Source organism: Streptomyces similanensis, assembly GCF_039543625.1.
In the GTDB taxonomy this organism is placed as follows: Bacteria; Actinomycetota; Actinomycetes; order Streptomycetales; family Streptomycetaceae; genus Streptomyces; species Streptomyces similanensis.
In genome coordinates, this window is sequence record NZ_BAABKC010000032.1 from 1 (window position 1) to 16,602 (window position 16,602).

Annotated in this window: 15 protein-coding genes and 1 pseudogene; 9 read left to right on the plus strand and 7 right to left on the minus strand. The window is 74.7% G+C overall.

Going from position 1 to position 16,602, the window contains the following annotated elements; genetic code table 11:
* Positions 1–45: 45 nt before the first annotated feature.
* The gene (locus tag ABEB07_RS10705) at positions 46–642 is read right to left on the minus strand and encodes a hypothetical protein (RefSeq protein WP_345668056.1); all 597 of its coding nucleotides are present in this window, start codon (positions 640–642) and stop codon (positions 46–48) included.
* A gap of 830 nt (positions 643–1,472) precedes the next feature.
* Between ABEB07_RS10705 and ABEB07_RS10710 the strand changes: the two genes are divergently transcribed.
* Complete coding sequence (locus ABEB07_RS10710; RefSeq protein ID WP_176151395.1) at positions 1,473–2,156, plus strand: class F sortase; 684 nt, start codon at positions 1,473–1,475, stop codon at positions 2,154–2,156.
* Positions 2,157–2,174: 18 nt separating this feature from the next.
* On the opposite strand, the gene ABEB07_RS10715 is transcribed toward ABEB07_RS10710, so the two are convergent.
* Positions 2,175–3,011, minus strand: a complete 837-nt coding sequence (locus tag ABEB07_RS10715) for a polysaccharide deacetylase family protein (RefSeq protein WP_345668057.1) — start codon at positions 3,009–3,011, stop codon at positions 2,175–2,177.
* Positions 3,012–3,183: 172 nt separating this feature from the next.
* Here ABEB07_RS10715 and ABEB07_RS10720 point away from each other — a divergent pair, with 172 nt between their 5' ends.
* Both ABEB07_RS10720 and ABEB07_RS10725 read left to right on the plus strand, forming a co-directional pair.
* Positions 3,184–3,663 (plus strand): universal stress protein, encoded by a 480-nt coding sequence (locus ABEB07_RS10720; protein WP_164585505.1) that lies wholly within the window; start codon positions 3,184–3,186, stop codon positions 3,661–3,663.
* 124 nt (positions 3,664–3,787) lie between these two features.
* Positions 3,788–5,215, plus strand: coding sequence for an amino acid permease (locus ABEB07_RS10725; RefSeq protein ID WP_176151393.1), 1,428 nt, complete (start codon positions 3,788–3,790; stop codon positions 5,213–5,215).
* A gap of 102 nt (positions 5,216–5,317) precedes the next feature.
* Here ABEB07_RS10725 and ABEB07_RS10730 read toward each other — a convergent pair whose 3' ends face one another.
* Positions 5,318–6,475, minus strand: coding sequence for a CapA family protein (locus ABEB07_RS10730; RefSeq protein ID WP_345668058.1), 1,158 nt, complete (start codon positions 6,473–6,475; stop codon positions 5,318–5,320).
* A 310-nt stretch (positions 6,476–6,785) separates the two neighbouring features.
* On the opposite strand from ABEB07_RS10730, the gene ABEB07_RS10735 reads away from it, so the two are divergent.
* The 3 genes from ABEB07_RS10735 to ABEB07_RS10745 all read left to right on the plus strand — a co-directional run bounded on the left by ABEB07_RS10735 (position 6,786) and on the right by ABEB07_RS10745 (position 8,900).
* Positions 6,786–7,334 carry a sigma-70 family RNA polymerase sigma factor gene (locus tag ABEB07_RS10735; RefSeq protein ID WP_176151391.1) on the plus strand — a complete coding sequence of 183 codons (549 nt, stop codon included), beginning with the start codon at positions 6,786–6,788 and terminating at the stop codon, positions 7,332–7,334.
* Positions 7,335–7,476: 142 nt separating this feature from the next.
* On the plus strand, positions 7,477–7,980 hold the full coding sequence (locus ABEB07_RS10740; RefSeq protein ID WP_345668059.1) for a hypothetical protein: 504 nt from the start codon (positions 7,477–7,479) through the stop codon (positions 7,978–7,980).
* Between the two features lie 263 nt (positions 7,981–8,243).
* Complete coding sequence (locus ABEB07_RS10745) at positions 8,244–8,900, plus strand: zf-HC2 domain-containing protein (protein WP_345668061.1); 657 nt, start codon at positions 8,244–8,246, stop codon at positions 8,898–8,900.
* 32 nt (positions 8,901–8,932) lie between these two features.
* Here ABEB07_RS10745 and ABEB07_RS10750 read toward each other — a convergent pair whose 3' ends face one another.
* Both ABEB07_RS10750 and ABEB07_RS10755 read right to left on the minus strand, forming a co-directional pair.
* Positions 8,933–9,796: an Fpg/Nei family DNA glycosylase gene (locus ABEB07_RS10750; RefSeq protein WP_345668062.1), complete on the minus strand. Its 864-nt coding sequence runs from the start codon at positions 9,794–9,796 to the stop codon at positions 8,933–8,935.
* Positions 9,797–9,871: 75 nt separating this feature from the next.
* Entirely contained in the window at positions 9,872–11,959 is a 2,088-nt protein-coding gene (locus tag ABEB07_RS10755; protein ID WP_345668063.1) for a SpoIIE family protein phosphatase, read from the minus strand.
* A 180-nt stretch (positions 11,960–12,139) separates the two neighbouring features.
* Between ABEB07_RS10755 and ABEB07_RS10760 the strand changes: the two genes are divergently transcribed.
* Positions 12,140–13,561, plus strand: a complete 1,422-nt coding sequence (locus ABEB07_RS10760) for a lipase maturation factor family protein (RefSeq protein ID WP_345668064.1) — start codon at positions 12,140–12,142, stop codon at positions 13,559–13,561.
* Between the two features lie 224 nt (positions 13,562–13,785).
* Positions 13,786–15,135, plus strand: coding sequence for an amidase (locus ABEB07_RS10765; protein ID WP_345668065.1), 1,350 nt, complete (start codon positions 13,786–13,788; stop codon positions 15,133–15,135).
* Positions 15,136–15,181: 46 nt separating this feature from the next.
* Here ABEB07_RS10765 and ABEB07_RS10770 read toward each other — a convergent pair.
* Positions 15,182–15,445: pseudogene (locus ABEB07_RS10770) on the minus strand (GNAT family N-acetyltransferase); the annotation flags it as partial.
* A gap of 97 nt (positions 15,446–15,542) precedes the next feature.
* On the minus strand, positions 15,543–15,716 hold the full coding sequence (locus ABEB07_RS10775) for a hypothetical protein (protein ID WP_176151384.1): 174 nt from the start codon (positions 15,714–15,716) through the stop codon (positions 15,543–15,545).
* Between the two features lie 430 nt (positions 15,717–16,146).
* On the opposite strand from ABEB07_RS10775, the gene ABEB07_RS10780 reads away from it, so the two are divergent.
* Entirely contained in the window at positions 16,147–16,590 is a 444-nt protein-coding gene (locus tag ABEB07_RS10780; RefSeq protein WP_345668068.1) for a hypothetical protein, read from the plus strand.
* Positions 16,591–16,602 lie beyond the last annotated feature (12 nt).

The window sequence follows — 16,602 nt, forward strand, 5'->3', positions numbered from 1 at the left end:
TCGTGAGGTCCGGGGCGAAAGCCGTGTGCCGAGGCGGTCGCCCCGTCAGACGCGCTTGCCGGCGCGGCGGCGCAGCAGCCAGACCGCGCCGCCGCCGATGGCGCCCGCGGCCAACAGCCCGCCGCCGATGGCCACATCGGCCTTGGTGGCGCCGGTGGTGGTACCGCCGCCGACTCCCCCGTTGACGCCGCCGACGACGGTGAACGCCGCCGGGCGGGTCAGGGAGCGGCCGCCGCAGTCGGCGGTGATGTCGTAGCTGCCGGGGCGGGCGTCGAAACGGATCGTGGCGGTGCCGCGTGCCGTCTCGCCCGCCGCGCCGAAGGGCCTGAGCGGCGTGGGGGCGAAGGCGCGCGAGGACGCGGTGCCGCCGCCGCGGCAGCCGTCGACCGAGATCGTCAGCCGTCCGCCGCGGGCGATCGCGCCGGGCAGGGCGGTGATGTTACGGACGCCGCTCCCGCCGCCGACGCCGCCGCCCGGGCCGCCGCCGGCACCGCCCGCGCCACCGGACCAGCCGCCGCCGTTGCCGAAGCCACCGCCGTGCCCGCCTCCCGGGCCCACCTGACCGTTGCCGAAACCGGACCCCGGACCGGCGCCCTCCTGCCCGTGGCGGAAGCCGTGCCCGTGCCCGCGGCCGTTCTCCACACCGCCCCGACCGTTGCCGGGGCCGTTCCCGAACCCATTTCCCGGTCCGTTCCCGAAGCCGTTCCCCGGTCCGTTCCCGAAGCCGTTCCCCGGCCCGTTCCCGAAGCCGTTCCCCGGCCCGTTCCCGAAGCCGTTCCCCGGCCCGTTCCCGAAGCCGTTCCCCGGTCCGTTCCCGGGTCCCGGGCCGACTCCCCAACCACCGCCCGGCCCGACCCCGGGACCACCGCCCGGTCCGCCCCCGGGACCGCCTCCCGGGACGTTCCCCACGCCGCCTCCCGGAACGCTGCCGACGCCGCCCCCGGGAACGACCGCGACGCCACCTCCCGGCACGTTCCCGAAGCCGCCGACCTGTCCGTTGCCGCCGGCGGGCCCGTTGCCGGGGCCGCCTCCCGCGTTGGCGCCCGGGACGTCGCCGCCCTTGGCGACGGCCGCCGGCGCCGCCAGCCCGACCGCCGCGAGGGCCGCGAGCAGGACCGGCAAGGGGGTACGAGTAGTGCGCATGGTTCCTCCGCGGAAGGCGCCCCGGGACCCGTACCCGGACGTTCGGCGAGAAAGCACCTCCCGAAAGGAACCCTCGGACGCCCTGTTGTCGGCCGCATTTCGGAGCTGGTCCGTCCTGGTGAGCCCCTACCCCGGCGGAATTCACCCCGTTGGCCAACGGCGCAGGTCACGAGTTGCGGAATGCACCCGCCCGGCTCGTCCCGGATGGCGCACGGGAAAGGCGCCCGCCACCCGTTCGCCGCCGTCCCGTCGCCGGTTGCGCGTGCGGGACTTAGCGTTCTCATATGCGCGAGCGACGGGGCGACGGCCGCGTCGAGAGGGGATGGCGAATGTCTGTGAGCGAGCTGTCCGACGGTGCCGGCGAGGCGGAGCACGAGGCGCGGCGCACACGTGCTCCGTGGGGTGTGATAGCGCTGGTTCTGCTCACCGGGCTCGCGCTCATCCGCAACGGTTCCGGGGAGTTCGACGTCGGTCCGCCCCAGCCCGCGAAGGCCGTCGCACCCGACCTCACCCACGCGCCGCCCAGCGCGCCGCCCGCGGTGGGGGGACAGGCGCTGGACCGCTCGGCGCCCGAGCGGGTCAGGATCCCCGTCATCCAGGTCGACGCGCCCGTCACACCGGTCGGCGTGGACGCGGACGGCTGGGTCGCCGCGCCGCCCCCGGACGACCCGAACCTGGCCGGCTGGTTCAACGGCGCGGTCACGCCCGGGGAGAAGGGGACGGCGGTCGTCGTCGGCCACGTGGACAACAAAATGGGGCCGGCGGTGTTCTACGGACTCGGCGCCCTGAAAAAGGGAAATCACGTCGAGGTGAGCCGCCAGGACGGAAAGACGGCCGTGTTCGAGGTGTACGGCGTGGAGGTGTTCGAGAAGGACGACTTCCCCGGCGACCGGGTGTACGGCTCGAAAGGAACTCCGGAACTCCGGCTCATCACCTGCGGCGGCGACTACACCAAACAGACCGGATACCAGGGAAACGTCGTCGTCTTCGCCCGTCTGATCCAGACCCGCTGACCGTTCCGGCCCGGCGGGTCAGGTGTACGTGCGGCGCGGCACGGTGAAGCGGAAGCCCTTGTCCAGGAGTTTGGGCAGGTATTTCTTCAGCGCCTTGACGGTCTGTGTGCGGTCGCCCCCGGCGTCGTGGGAGAGCACCACGACGCCGGGGCCCGCGCCGCGTTCGACCCGGCGGACGATCGTGCCGGTGCCCGGGGTGGTCCAGTCGAGGCTGTCGACGCTCCACGCCAGCGGTTCCATGCCCATCTGGGCGTTGAGCTGGAACACGGTGCGGTTCCAGGCCCCGTAGGGGGCGCGGAACCACAGCGGCCGGGAGCCGTACGCCTTCTCGATGACGTCGCTGGTGCTCTCGATCTCGTCGCGGATCTCGCTGCGGCTGAGCTGGGTGAGCAGCGGGTGGGTCCAGGTGTGGTTGCCGACGACGTGCCCCTCGTCGGCCATCCGGGCCAGCAGGTCGCGGTTCCAGTCGGCCATCTCGCCGCACACCATGAACGTCGCCCGGATGTCGTACTTGGCGAGGGTGTCCAGGATGTGCGGGGTGTACTCGGGGTTGGGTCCGTCGTCGAACGTCAGCAGCATGGTGTTGCCACGGCCCGGGAAGCGCAGGATCGGCGCGGTGCGCACCTTGGTCGGCAGCGGCTGGGCGCGCTGCGGTACGTCTCCGGTCAGGGGACGCAGCCGGTAGGTGGAGGACTTGAGCGGGACGCGCGCCTGGGGGCCGGCGGCGGGAGCGGCGGACCGGGTGTCGGAGGAGCCGGTGAGCAGCAGGCCGGCCGTGCCTGCCGCGCCCGCCCCGAGAGCGGCGGCGCCGGCGAACAGCATCCGGCGCCGTGTGAGCAACTGATCCTTCTGCATGACTCATCAGTGACCGGAGCGTCACTCCCGCACCGGCACGGCGGCACGAAAGCACCCGCCCGGCCCATTCCCGGCGAACCGTTTCGCGAACCGCCCGGCCGGGGCCGTCCCCGCGCCCGCCGGCGCCGCCCCGGACCTCAACGGGAAGGCTTCCTTCCGATAACCTCGCGGCGTGACGGAACAGCACGAGGAGCACGAGCGGCAGGAACACCGTTTCGAGCGGGGCACGGACGGGCCCAAGGTCATCGTCGCCGGGGTGGACGGTTCGGAGTCCTCGATGCGGGCCGCCGCGTACGCCGCCGGACTGGCCCGGCGCCAGGGCGCGTTGCTCGCTGTGGTGTACGTCCAGCCGGTGATGACGGCGGGGGCCGCGCTCGGCGCGCCGGTGGCGGAGACGACCGACGAGATCGCCGAGGACCTGGTCCAGCAGATCCGGGAGTCCGCCGAGCGGCTGAAGGGGATATTCGCCGTGCGCTGGGAGTTCCACACCTTCCGCGGCGACCCGTACAACGGTCTGGTGAAGGCGGCGGACGAACTGACGGCGGACGCGGTGGTGGTCGGCGCCTCGGAGCAGGCCGGCCATCGGATCATCGGCTCGGTGGCGGTCCGCCTGGTGAAGGCGGGACGATGGCCGGTGACGGTGGTGCCGTAGACCGGGGCGTCCGGCCGGGCGCCGGGTACGGCGGTCCGGACGTGCCGGGGTCTTCCGGGTCCCGCGGCCCCGGGCCATCATGATCCGCCGTCAGCCGACTGCCGTCTGCGAAGAGGTGAGGCTCATGGCCCGACTCCGGATGGGTGAGGGAATCCTCCGCCGTAAACCCATCGAACACATCGAGGAGACGGAAGCCGCCGAAGGCCCCCGGCTCGAACGCACGCTCGGGCTGTTCCAGCTGACCGCGATCGGTGTGGGCGGCATCATCGGCGCGGGCATCTTCACCCTGGCGGGCACGGTCGCCAACGGCACGGCCGGTCCCGCCGTGCTGGTGTCCTTCCTCATCGCGGGCGTCGCGAGCGCCGCCGCTGCCCTGTCCTACGCCGAGTTCGCGGGCATGATCCCGAAGGCGGGCTCCGCCTACACCTACGGCTACGCGGTGCTGGGCGAGTTCGCCGGCTGGTTCATCGGCTGGGACCTGCTGCTGGAGTACACGGCGATCGTGGCGGTGGTCGCCATCGGCATCTCCGGCTACTTCAGCTTCCTGGTCCAGGACATGGGCGCGCAGCTGCCCGCCTGGATGCTGGGCGCGCCCGGGACCGGCCCCGGACACAAGGTCGACCTGTTCGCCGCGATCCTGTGTCTGCTCATCGCCTGGCTGCTGACCCTGGGCATCCGCAGCGCCGCCCGCTTCGAGACGGTGGTGGTGGCGCTGAAGGTGATCGTGGTGCTGGTGGTGATCATCGTCGGCGTCTTCCACATCAACACCGCCCACTACCACCCGTTCTTCCCCTACGGGATCGGCGGGGCGTTCACCGGCGCGGCGACCGTGTTCTTCGCGGTGTTCGGCTACGACGCCATGTCGACGGCGGCCGAGGAGTCCAAGGACGCGCAACGGCACATGCCGAAGGCGATCATCTACTCGCTGGTGATCGCGATGGTGCTGTACGTGGCGGCCTGCCTGGTGCTGACCGGCATGCAGAACTACAAGGACATCGACAAGGAGAGCGGCTTCTCCACCGCGTTCAAGTCGGTGGGGCTGAGCCGGCTGGCGGACGTGATCGCGGTGGGCGCGATCATCGGCATCCTCACGGTGATGTTCACCTTCATGCTGGGCGTGACCCGGGTGTGGTTCGCGATGTCGCGGGACGGGCTGCTGCCCCGGTGGTTCGCCAAGACCCACCCCACCCGGCACGTGCCGACCCGGGTGACCTGGATCGTCGGGGTGGCGTCGGCGGCCATCGCCGGGTTCCTGCCGATCGCGGAGGCGGCGGAGCTGACCAACATCGGCATCCTGCTGGCGTTCGTGGTGGTGTGCGTGGCGGTGATCGTGCTGCGCTACCGGCGGCCCGACCTGCCGCGCGCCTTCCGCACGCCGTGGATGCCGTTCGTGCCGGCGCTGGGCGTGGTGTTCTCCCTCTGGCTGATCACGTTCCTGCAGTGGCAGACGTGGCTGCGGTTCGTGGTGTGGTTCCTGATCGGGTGCGTGATCTATTTCGGGTACTCGTACAAGCGGTCGGCGCTGGCCGGCCCCCGGCGCACCGGCGACTGACCGGCCGCCGCGCCCCGTCCCGAACCGGCCCGCGCCCCGTCCCGAACCGGCCCGCGTCCCGTCCCGAACCGGCCCGCGCGCCGCCCCGCCCGGCCGCCCGCTTCACCGTCCCATCAGCAGCCCGTCCTCCGCCGCGCCCCGGGCGAGCACCGCGGTGCGGATACGGTCGCGTACGCCCTCCAGGTCGGCGCCGCGGGCGATGGCCTCGTCGAGGTTCACCACCCGGCCGGCGTCGCTGTCGTACAGCGCGGGGACGAACTCGGCGCGGGTCACCTCCCAGCGGCCGCCCGGCCGGACGGGCGGGGCGAAGGTGAAGCGGGCGAGGGCGCTCTCGCCCGCGCGCGGGTCGGCCGCCCGGGGGTCGTCGGCGCTCGGGCCGGCGATCTGGTCGCCGGTCCCGTAGACCACCCAGGTGCCGCCGACCTTCTCCCAGGGCTGCGGCAGGCGGGCGCCGCCGCCGAGGATCAGGTCGACGGCGGGGCGGTCGCCGGCGCGGGCGGCGGTCAGCCGCCGGGCCAGGTCCAGTTGGCCCGCGTCCGGGGCCTCCTGCCACCGCGGGCCCCACCGCAGGAGGACCACGACCACGTCGGCGCCGGCCTGCCGGGCGGCGCGGGCGTCGGCGACGATCCGGTCGGCGTCGATCAGGTTCAGCGCCCACGGCTGTCCGGGCGGGAACGGCCGGTCCGTGCCGTCGCCGTAGGACAGCGGGGCGACCAGGGCGCGCCCGGCGCGCAGCAGCGTGACGCCGCGCGCCTCGGCCTCGGCGCGCGCCGACCCGGCGTGCCGTACGCCGGCCCCGTCGAGGGCGTCCAGGGTGCCGCGCACGCCGTCCGCGCCGCCGTCCAGGGTGTGTTCGGAGGCGGTCGCGCAGCCGTCGTAGCCGGTCTCCGCCAGGGCCTGCGCCAGCTCGGGCGGCGCGCCGCCGCCCGTCCCGGGGGCGCCGTCGCCGAGGACCGTGTCCAGCTGGCACAGCGCCAGGTCGGCGCGGGCGACCGCGGGCCCCACACCCGCCAGCATCGGCCGGAAGTCGTGCCCGGCGCCGCCCGCGTCGAAGGCGGCCCGGTCGACGACGGAGCTGTCCGCCAGGATGCCGCCGGAAGCCAGCAGGGTGAACGCGCCCGCGGCCGGGCGCGATCCGGGCGCCGCCGGCGCGGGCCGGGGCGGTGCGGCGTCCCGGTCCAGGAGTTCGGCCCGGCAGGCGGCGCCCGCGGCGAGGAGGGCCGTCACGGTCAGGGCCAGCCGGTGTCTGCGGGCGATCATCGGTTCACCTCACTGCGAGCGTGCGCCGGGGCCCGGGAGGGGGCGCGCGGACGGGCGATGTAGGTCATATGGACAGACAATGGGTACGAAGTCGTCCGCCCTCGCAAACGGTCCGGGCCCCGCCGTTGGCCCGTCCGGGTCAGGGCGCGGTCCTGACGGACCGTTCGTCGTACCGGCTCGTGGCGCCCCGTGCGTCGTACCGGGTGCTGACGGACCGTTCGTCGTACCGTTCGCCGACGCCATCGACCGTCCGCCGCACCGCCGCGTCCGCCCCCTGTCCCCGCGCGGCCGGCTGCGATGCCATACGGCCATGACGGCCGGAACCACCCTCTCCCGGGTCCCCACCACCGCCGAGCACGAGCTCGCCGCGCTCCAGCGCGAGCACGGCAGGCCCCTGTTCGCCCTGCTGCTCAGGCTGTGCGACGGCGACCGGCAGCGCGCGGAGGACCTCGTGCAGGAGACCCTCGTACGGGCCTGGCAGCATCCGGAGGCGCTGCGCGCCGACGCGTTCGACTCGGTGCGGCCCTGGCTGCTGACCGTCGCGCGCCGGCTAGCCATCGACGCGCGCCGGGCCCGGCGGGCGAGGCCGCCGGAAGTCGGCGACGCCGTCCTGGAGAACGCGCGGGTGATCGCCGACCACGCCGAACGGTCGGCCGCGACGCTCGACGTGCGCGAGGCTGTGAAGACACTCACGCCGCGCCACCGTGAAGTCCTGGTGCTGGTGTACTTCCAGGGGGCCAGTGTGGCGGAGGCCGCCGCAACCCTGGGCATTCCGCCCGGTACCGTGAAGTCCCGCGCGTATTACGCGCTGCGCGCCCTGCGCCGGGTGCTGCCGGGTTACGCGGCCGACCTGCGGTGAAACCGGGGACACCGTCAAGCCTTCGCAAAGCGCCTTGCTGTGGACCACGGTTGAGTAATCGGCTGTCCTCAGGCGCGTTCCGGACGGGGTCCCAGGAGCCGGGGCCGGGTGACGCGCACGCACCGGAGGAAGGCGGGAAGGGATGCTGCACAGAGGTCACGAGAACACGGACGGCGACGGCGACGCGGCCGTCCCGATGGCCTGGTTCTACGCCGAGTACATCGCCGACGAACTGCTGCGCACCGGCGACCTGATGCCGCCGGCGTCGGTGGAGTTCCGCGCGGGGCGGGACGCGCTGGCGCTGACCGTCTTCCTGTCCGACACCGGCGGCGAGCTGCCCGGCATCCGGGTGGTGTCGCAGCTGGAGACCTGGCTGTCGCTGACGGCGTACGACCAGCCGTGGCAGGACTGGGTGGGCGAACGGATGGCCGCGCTGGCGGCCGGCCCGCGCGGCGCCGGGTCGCCGGACCTGGCGCTGGCCGAGGCGGCCTGGCGGTGGCTGGTGGAGACCGAGCTGCTCGCGCCCGACCTGGACGCGGTGCCGGACGGCGCGGGCGCGCTGGGCGAGGACGAGGGCCCGAAGGTGTGGACGCCCGCCTGGCAGCTCGGGCTGCCCCTCGGCCATCTCGCCATCCACCTTTTCTAGCCTCCGCTCCTGGCCTCCGCTTCTGGCCTCCGCGGCCCGCTCCGCCGCGAGGTGGAGCACGGGGGCCGGGGCCGTGCGTCCGGTTCCGCTCGCGGCCTCGGGGCGCGGCTCGCGGGCCGGTCGAGGCCGCGGCCGGCCCGGGGGCGGGACCGGCGCGCGCCCGCAGGTCACGATTCGGTGCGTGGCTTGAGTGATTCGCCGGTGCGGCGCGTACGGGTGGGAGCAAGGAGTAACCCCGCCCGCACCCACCGCGAGGAATCGGCATGAGGTCCCTGGAACGGCATCGCGACGTCGGCGCGTACGCGCTCGGCGTGCTGGACGAGGCGGACGCCTTCCGCTTCGAGGACCACCTCGCCGAGTGTCCCGGCTGCGCGGCGCACGTCACCGGATTCGGTCCCACGGCGCGGCAGCTGCTCCTGTACCGGCGCGCGACGCCGCGTTTCGTGCACCCGGCGGCGCGGCCCGGTCCCCGGCTGCTGGAGCGGCTGACCGGCGAGGTGGCGCGGCGTCGGCGGGCCGGCCGGCGGCGGCTGCTGTGGGCGCTGGCCGCCTGTGCGGTGCTCGCGGTGGGCGGCCCCGCGGCGACGGCCCTCGCCCGGCACACAGGCGGCGCGGGACCGCTGTCGGCGGCCGCGACCGACGCGCGCACGGGGGTGCGGGCCGAGGTGCGGGCGACGGACGCGGGCTGGGGCAGCGAGGTGTGGCTGCGGGTCGCGGACCGGACGGGACCGCACGCGTGCCGGCTCGTGGCGGTCGGCCGGGACGGATCGGAGCAGACGGTGGCGACCTGGGCCGTCCGTCCGGGCGCGGTGCGGCCGGCCACCATGACGGGGGGCGCGGCGCTGCGGCCCGGGCAGATCGCCCGCTTCGAGGTGCGCACCACGGACGGGCGGCGCCTGGTGACGCTCGGCCCGCCCTGAGCGGCGGCCCTGAGCGACGGCCCGCCCCGCTCCTACTTGAGCAGCCGGGACAGCCGGCGGTCGGCCAGCGGTCTGCCGCCGGTCTGGCAGGTGGGGCAGTACTGGAGCGAGGAGTCGCTGAAGGAGACCTCGCGGACGGTGTCGCCGCACACCGGGCAGGGCTCGCCGGTGCGGCCGTGCACCCGCAGGCCGCTCTTCTTCTCGGCCTTCAGCCGCCCGGCCGCTACGCCCCGCGACCGTTCGACGGCCTCCGTCAGCGTGCGGCGCAGCGCCGCGTACAGGCCCGCGACCTCCTCGGGGGTCAGCGAGGCGGTCAGCTTGAACGGGGACATCCGCGCGGCGTGCAGGATCTCGTCGCTGTAGGCGTTGCCCACGCCCGCGATCAGTCCCTGGTCGCGCAGGGCGCCCTTGATCTGCCGCCGCTCGCCCGCGAGCAGGCCGGCGAAGCGCTCCTCGTCGAAGTCGTCGGCCAGCGGATCGGGGCCGAGCCGGGCCACGCCCGGCACCTCCCGAGGGTCCCGGACGACGTGGACGGCCAAGCGCTTCTGGGTGCCCGCCTCGGTGAGGTCGAAGCCGGCGCCGTTCTCCAGGGCGACGCGCAGCGCCAGGGGGCCCTTGCCGGGGCGGGGCACGCCGTCCGGGAGGCGGTCCTTCCACTGGAGCCAGCCGCCGCGGGCGAGATGGGTGACCAGATGCGGGCCGCCGGCGGTCCCGACGTCCAGGAACTTGCCGTGCCGGCGCACCGCCGTGACCTCATGGCCCTCCAGGGCGGTGACGGGAGGGTCGTACGTCTTCAGGACGCTGACGGCGACGGGCAGCACCCGTACGATCTCGTGGCCTACCAGGTTGTCGGTCAGGAAGTCCCTGAGCGCTTCCACCTCGGGCAGTTCGGGCATGCCTCCAAGAGTGCCACCCGGCGCCGACGACGGCCCGCCTCTCGTCCGGTCCCGTCCCGCGCCCGGCGCGGCCGGTCAGTCGCGCTCGGGCACCACGAACTCGCACCACAGACACTTTCCGCCGCCGCGCGCCTCCACGCCCCACACGTCGGTGAGCCGGTCGACCAGGAGCAGGCCGCGGCCGGAGACGCCCTGCTCGCCCGGCTCGCGGCGGCGCGGCAGCGCGCTGGAGGAGTCCTCGACCTCGACGCGCAGCCGCCGGTCGGTGCCGCTGAGCACGCGCAGGGTGACCACGGCCGCGCCCTCGGTGTGCATGAGGGCGTTGGTGATCAGCTCGTCTGCCACCAGTTCGATCTCGTCGGAGCGTTCCCGCGCGCCCCAGGAGCGCACCGCCGCCCCGACCATGTGCCGGGCCTGGGTCAGGGCCTCGGGGTCGCCGGGCGCCACGTGCTGCTGGAGCCGGCCGACGGGCCGGCGCTCGGTCAGCGCCCGGCGGCGCAGCACCAGCAGGGCCACGTCGTCGTCGCCGCCGCGCGCCTCGGCCAGCGCGATCAGCCGGTCGGCGAGCGCGCGTACGTCGTCGGGGCCCGCCGCCACGGACGCGGCCAGCGCCCGCATGCCGTCGTCGAGGTCGGCGCCGGGCTGTTCCACGAGCCCGTCGGTGCACAGGATCAGCGACTGGCCGGGGTCCAGCTCCATGGCGCACACCGGGTACTCCAGGCTGCCGAACTCCGCGGACAGGCCGAGCGGCAGCCCGCCCTCGACCTCGACGCGGCGGCAGGCGCCGTCGCCCGTGCGGACCAGCGGGTCGATGTGCCCGGCGCGGACCACCTGCACGACACCGGTGGACAGGTCGGCCTCCGCGTACAGGCAGGTCGCGAAGCGGTCGGTGTCGAGTTCGCGCAGGAAGATCGAGGCGCGGGCCATCACGGTGGCCGGGGCGTGGCCCTCGGCGGCGTAGGCGCGCAGCACGATGCGCAGCTGGCCCATGACGGCGGCGGCGTGCGTGTCGTGGCCCTGGACGTCGCCGATGACGGCGCCGACCCGGCCGCCGGGCAGCGGGATCAGGTCGTACCAGTCGCCGCCGATGTCCCGGCCGAGCGAGCCGCCCGCGTAGCCGGAGCGGTAGCGCACGGCGACGTCGGCGCCGGGGACGCTCGGGATGGTGCGCGGCAGCATGGCCTGCTGGAGGCCCTGGGCGAGGTCCTTCTCCTGCTCGTAGAGCATGGCCCGTTGCAGGCTCTGCGCGATGCTGCTGCCGAGCGCGACGAGGACGTTGCGCTCCTCGGTGCTGAAGCCGTGCCGGCCGCTGTAGAGCAGGCCCATGCCGCCGATGGGGCGGCCCTGGGCGATCAGCGGCAGGTAGGCGGCCGAGGTGATGTCCAGGCCGGTGATGTGCGGCCACAGGATCGGGTAGAGGTCGGCGAAGTCCTGGGCGGACTCGATGAAGCGCGGGCTGAGGGTGCGCACCGCCTCGCTCATCGGATACGGCTCGTCGATGCGGGTGATCCGGGTGCCGGGCACGGAGGCGCCCTCGGGGCCCTCGGCGACGAGTCGGATCCTGCCCGCCTCGACCAGCCCGAGGACGAGGCTGGTGGAGCCGAGCAGGGGCAGGCCGTGGGTGTCCTTGACGACGTCGATGACGTCCTGGACGGTGTGCGCGTGGGCGAGGGCGGCGGTGGTGATCTGCACGACGTTGGTCTGGTCGCGCCGGGCGGCCTCGCGGGCGGCGCGCTCCTCGCGGCCGGCGATGTCGTCGAGTTCCTCGGTGGCGTCCCGGATGATGCCGAAGACCCGGCGGGGCCGGCCGCTCTCGTCGCGGCGGATGTAGCCCTGGGTGTAGACCCAGCGCAGGGTGCCGTCGCGGCGGCGCAGGCGGATGTAGGTGCCGTAGTTCTCGCGGCCCTCCTTGATCGCCCGGGCGACCAGGGCGTCCAGCCGGTGGCCCTCGCCGCCGGGGACGCGGGGGGCCAGGCTCACGGCGTGGCCGTCGTACTCCTCGGGGGTCACGTCGAAGATCTCGTGGGCCTGGGCGTCCATGCTGAGCAGACCGGTGTCCAGGTCCCAGTCGAAGCTGCCCATGCGGTTCAGCGCGAGGATCGGATCCCGGTTCGCGGGCCAGTCGGCCGGGAGTGACAGGGTGGGCGCTCCCCGTTCAGCCATGGGGCCACCTTGCCAGGATTTGTCTGATTCTTCGAGCGGGGAGCGGGGTAACCGGAGCCCGTGGCCGGTGCCCGCCTTCACGCACCGGTCCTCACGCACCGGCGCCCCGCGGTCCGGGCGGCGGGCGCGGACTGCGCGGCCCGCGACCGGCGGCACCGTCGTCACCAGGGAGTGCACAGCGTGGGTTGGTTCACCGCACCCGAGTACTGGCTGAGCCGGCTGGTCTTCCAGCGGGCGCTGGCCGCGGTCTATCTGGTGGCGTTCCTGACGGCGGCGGTGCAGTTCCGGGCGCTGCTGGGCGAGCGCGGGATGCTGCCGATCCCCCGGTTCGTGGCGCGGGTGCCGTTCAGGCGGGCGCCGAGCCTGTTCCACCTGCGCTACAGCGACACTCTCTTCGCCGTCGTCGCCTGGACGGGCTGCGCGGTGGCGGCGGCGCTGCTGGCGGGGCTGGACGCGTGGCTGCCGCTGTGGGGCGGCATGCTGCTGTGGCTGGTGCCGTGGGCGCTGTACCTGTCGATCGTGAACGTCGGGCAGACCTGGTACGGCTTCGGCTGGGAGTCGCTGCTGCTGGAGACCGGGTTCCTCGCGGTGTTCCTGGGCAACGACGAGGTGGCGCCGCCCGTCGTCGTGCTGTTCCTGCTGCGCTGGATCCTGTTCCGGGTCGAGTTCGGCGCCGGGCTGATCAAGCTGCGCGGCGACGAGTGCTGGCGCAAGCTGACCTGTCTGCACCACCACCACGAGACCCAGCCGATGCCGGGCCCGCTGAGCTGGTTCTTCCACCGGCTGCCCGGACCGCTGCACAAGGCGGAGGTGGCCGCCAACCACGTCACGCAGCTGCTGGTGCCGTTCCTGCTGTTCGCCCCGCAGCCGGTCGCCACGGCCGGCGCCGCGCTGATGATCCTCACCCAGCTGTGGCTGGTGCTGTCGGGCAACTTCGCCTGGCTGAACTGGCTGACGATCGTGCTCGCGCTGTCCGCGGTGCGCTTCCCGGCGAGCGCGCCGCCCCTGCCGGCGGCGCCGCCGTGGTACGAGGCGGTGGTCCTCGCGGTCGCCGCGCTGGTGCTGGTGCTCAGCTACCGGCCCGCGCTGAACCTGGTCTCGCGCCGCCAGGTCATGAACCGCTCCTTCGACCCGCTGCACCTGGTCAACACCTACGGCGCGTTCGGCAGCGTCAGCCGGGTGCGGTACGAGGTGGTGGTGGAGGGCACCCTCGACGACACCCCGCGCCCGGACTCCGACTGGCGGGAGTACGAGTTCAGGGGCAAGCCGGGCGACCCGCGGCGCCAGCCGCGCCAGTTCGCGCCGTACCATCTGCGTCTGGACTGGATGATGTGGTTCGCCGCGCTGTCCCCGGCGTACGCCGGCGCCTGGTTCGGGGCGATGGTGGAACGGCTGCTGGAGAACGACCGCCCCACCCTGCGGCTGCTGCGCCGCTCCCCCTTCCCGCCCGACCGGCCGCCGCGCTACGTGCGGGCGCGCCTGTTCCGCTACCGCTTCACCACCTGGCGGGAACGGCGCGAGAGCGGCGCGTGCTGGCACCGGGAGTACGTCCGCGACTTCCTCCCGCCGACCCGGCTGGACCGGGCGCCGCGGGCGGACTGAGCGGGCGCGGTGCGGCGGACCGAGCGGGCGCGCGACGGGGCGGACCGCGTGGGGGCCCGGGGGCGGACCGAGCGGGCGCGACGGCGGCCGGGGTCGGAGCGGGCGGTGGCCGGGTGTGTCCGCCGGAGTCTCGACGTACGGCTCCGGGCCGGGCAGAGTGCTCCTTACCTACTCGCGAGTACGACCCCGGTGCGGGGTCGTACGTCCCGTTCCGAGGAGCACCCGTGACCCGTTGGGCCGGCCGCAGTGCCGCCGAGATCGCCGCCGCCGTCCGCGAGAGGCGGGCCGCGCCCCGCGCGGTGGTGGCCGAGCACCTGGCGCGGATCGAGCGGCTGGACGGCCGGATCGGCGCTTTCCGCACCGTGCGCGCCGAGGCGGCGCTCGCCGAGGCCGACGAGGTCGCGGCCCGGCCCGATCTCGGCGAACTGCCGCTGGCGGGCGTGCCGGTGGCCGTGAAGGACAATCTCGCGGTGCGCGGCGAGGCCACCCGCGTCGGCTCGGCCGCGACGCCGGACACGCCCGCCGCCCAGGACCACGTCACCGTGGCCCGGCTGCGGGCGGCGGGCGCGGTGGTCGTCGGGCTGACCAACGTGCCCGAGCTGTGCGTCTTCGGCACCACCGAGGGCGTGTTCGGCGCCGCCCGCAACCCGTGGGACCGCACCCGCACGGCGGGCGGTTCCTCGGGCGGCAGCGCCGCCGCGGTGGCCGCCGGGATGACGCCGGTCGCGCTCGGCAACGACGGCATGGGCTCGCTGCGCATCCCGGCCGCCAACTGCGGCCTGGTCGCGATCAAACCGGGCTACGGGGTGGTGCCCGCGGGCATCGGCGAGGGCGACTGGTTCGGCATGTCGGAGAACGGTCCGCTGGCCACCACGGTCGAGGACGCGCGGCTGACGCTCTCGGTGCTGGCCGGCGCCGGGTTCGAGCGCGGCAGCGCGGGCGGCGCGCCCGCCGTCGCCGTGTCCGTGCGCAGCCCGCTCGCCGGGACCGCGGTGAGCAGGCCGTACGCGCGCGCCGTGCGGGACGCGGCCCTGCTGCTGGCCGGGTCCGGTCTCCTCGTGCGGCGCGCCGACCCGCCGTACCCGCTCTCGCTCGGACTGACCGCGGTGCGGCACTGGACGGCCGGCACCGCCGTCGACGCGGCGGCCCTGGACCCGCGCCGGCTGGCCCGGCGCACCCGGGTGCACGCGGCCGTCGGGCGGCGGTTCGTGGCCGGGGTGCGCACCGGCGGCATGCGGGAGCGGCTGCGCGAGCGGCTGGAGCCGTTCTTCGCCGAGCACGACGTGCTGCTGACCCCGGCGCTCGCCCGCCGCTCCCCCGCGGCCGGGCCCTGGCACGAGCGGGGCTGGCTGCGCAACGTGCTGGCCAACACCGCCTATTCGCCGCTGACTCCGCCGTGGAACCTGACCGGCTGGCCGGCGATGGCGGTCCCGTCCGGCACGCTGCCCTCGGGCGCGCCCTGCGCGGTGCAGTTGGTGGGGCGCCCCGGTTCGGAGGCGGTGCTGCTGGACGTCGCGGAGCGGATCGAGCGGCTGCGGCCGTGGCGCAGGATCGCCGAACCGGTCGGCGCGTAGGGGGCGTTGCGCACGGCCGGAGCGTCCGGCCGCGCGTTCAGAGGGGTTACAGGGCCTTGTACGTGATGTGCAGGCCGACCGGTCCGTGCCGCGGGTGCTCGTAGGCGCGCGGCACGGTGCCGAGGACGGTGAAGCCCAGCGAAGTCCACAGCGCCACGGCCGGGTTGGTCTCCACCACGGCGTTGAAGACCATGCCGCGGTAGCCGTCGGCCGCGGCGGCGGCCAGCACGTGTTCGGCGAGGGCGCGGCCGGCGCCCTCGCCGGTGCGCTCCGGGTCGACCATGAAGCCCGCGTTGGCGATCCGGGCGGCGCGCGGCCAGTCGTCGGCCGCGGCTTCCCTGATCAGCATGGGCGTGCGTCTCGCACGGTCACACGCCCACGCCGTCGGCGAGAGGGGGTGGCGCCGGTCAGTCCACGCTGGGCAGGATGTGCGGCTCGGCGAGGTCCTCCTCGTAGCCCGCCAGGCGGATGGGGGCGGACCGCGCCCACACGTCGAGGATGCCGAGGTCCGAGGACCGTCGTCCCGGACGCTCCACGCGTTCGCTGGTTCCCTGTTCGAGTTTCGTCTTCTCCGGTGTCACCGCGCACTCCTTATGTGTCGGTCACCCTCGGGGCCTCCCGGCCACCGTGCGCCACGGCGCCTGGGTCCCGCTCGGGTATGGGTCAAGCAGGTCGGACGCGGTGGCGTCGGCAACCGAGGTCCGATCCGGCCGTTGTGCACCGGCTCGCCCCGGGACGGACCGTGGGTGTGGTGGGAACCCTTCGGTGCTGTCCGTCCGCTCCAGATTAACCAAATGAGCGGCCCCCTGCTCGATGGGGCTGCAAAGAGCGGGTAACTATCTGGAGTCAAGCGTGTTGCTTGTGCGGCTTCGCGGCGATTTGTCACCCGGGGCAGTGACCGAAGTTCACCCGTTCGGTCTACGTCCCGCCGTTCAGGTCCCGTTGGCCGCGGCGAAAGCCGGCCATGATCTGCTGAGGTGCCGAACGGCTGTCTCGCGGGAGGACTGACGCATGGAGCTGCGCAGTGTCGAGGAGCTGATGGACCTGCTGTACGCCTGCCGGGGCGCGACCGTCGCACCGGCCGGGCGCGGACGCCCCGCCGATGTGCACGACCACGCCCTGCGCACCGCCGCACTGCTGCGCCGGCGCCACCCGGCCGACAAGGAACTCCAGGTGGCGGGCCTGGTCCAGGGCATCGGGCGGCTGCTGGGGCCGGGCCCGGGGGCCGGGCCGGGCGACCGCGCGGCCGACGCGGTCCGCCCGCTGCTCGGCGCGCGCGTCGCCCGGCTGGTGCGGGCGGGGGCCGGCGGCGGGGCGGACGAGGACGCGGCCGCCCTGCGCCGGGCCGCCGAGGAGGCCCTGACCGACGAGGGGGACGCGGGCGTCCTGGAGGACTGGCGCACCCTCCTCGCGCTGGTCGCCGACCGCGCCTCCCGCCTCAGGGCCGCCGACTGACGGCCCGTCGGG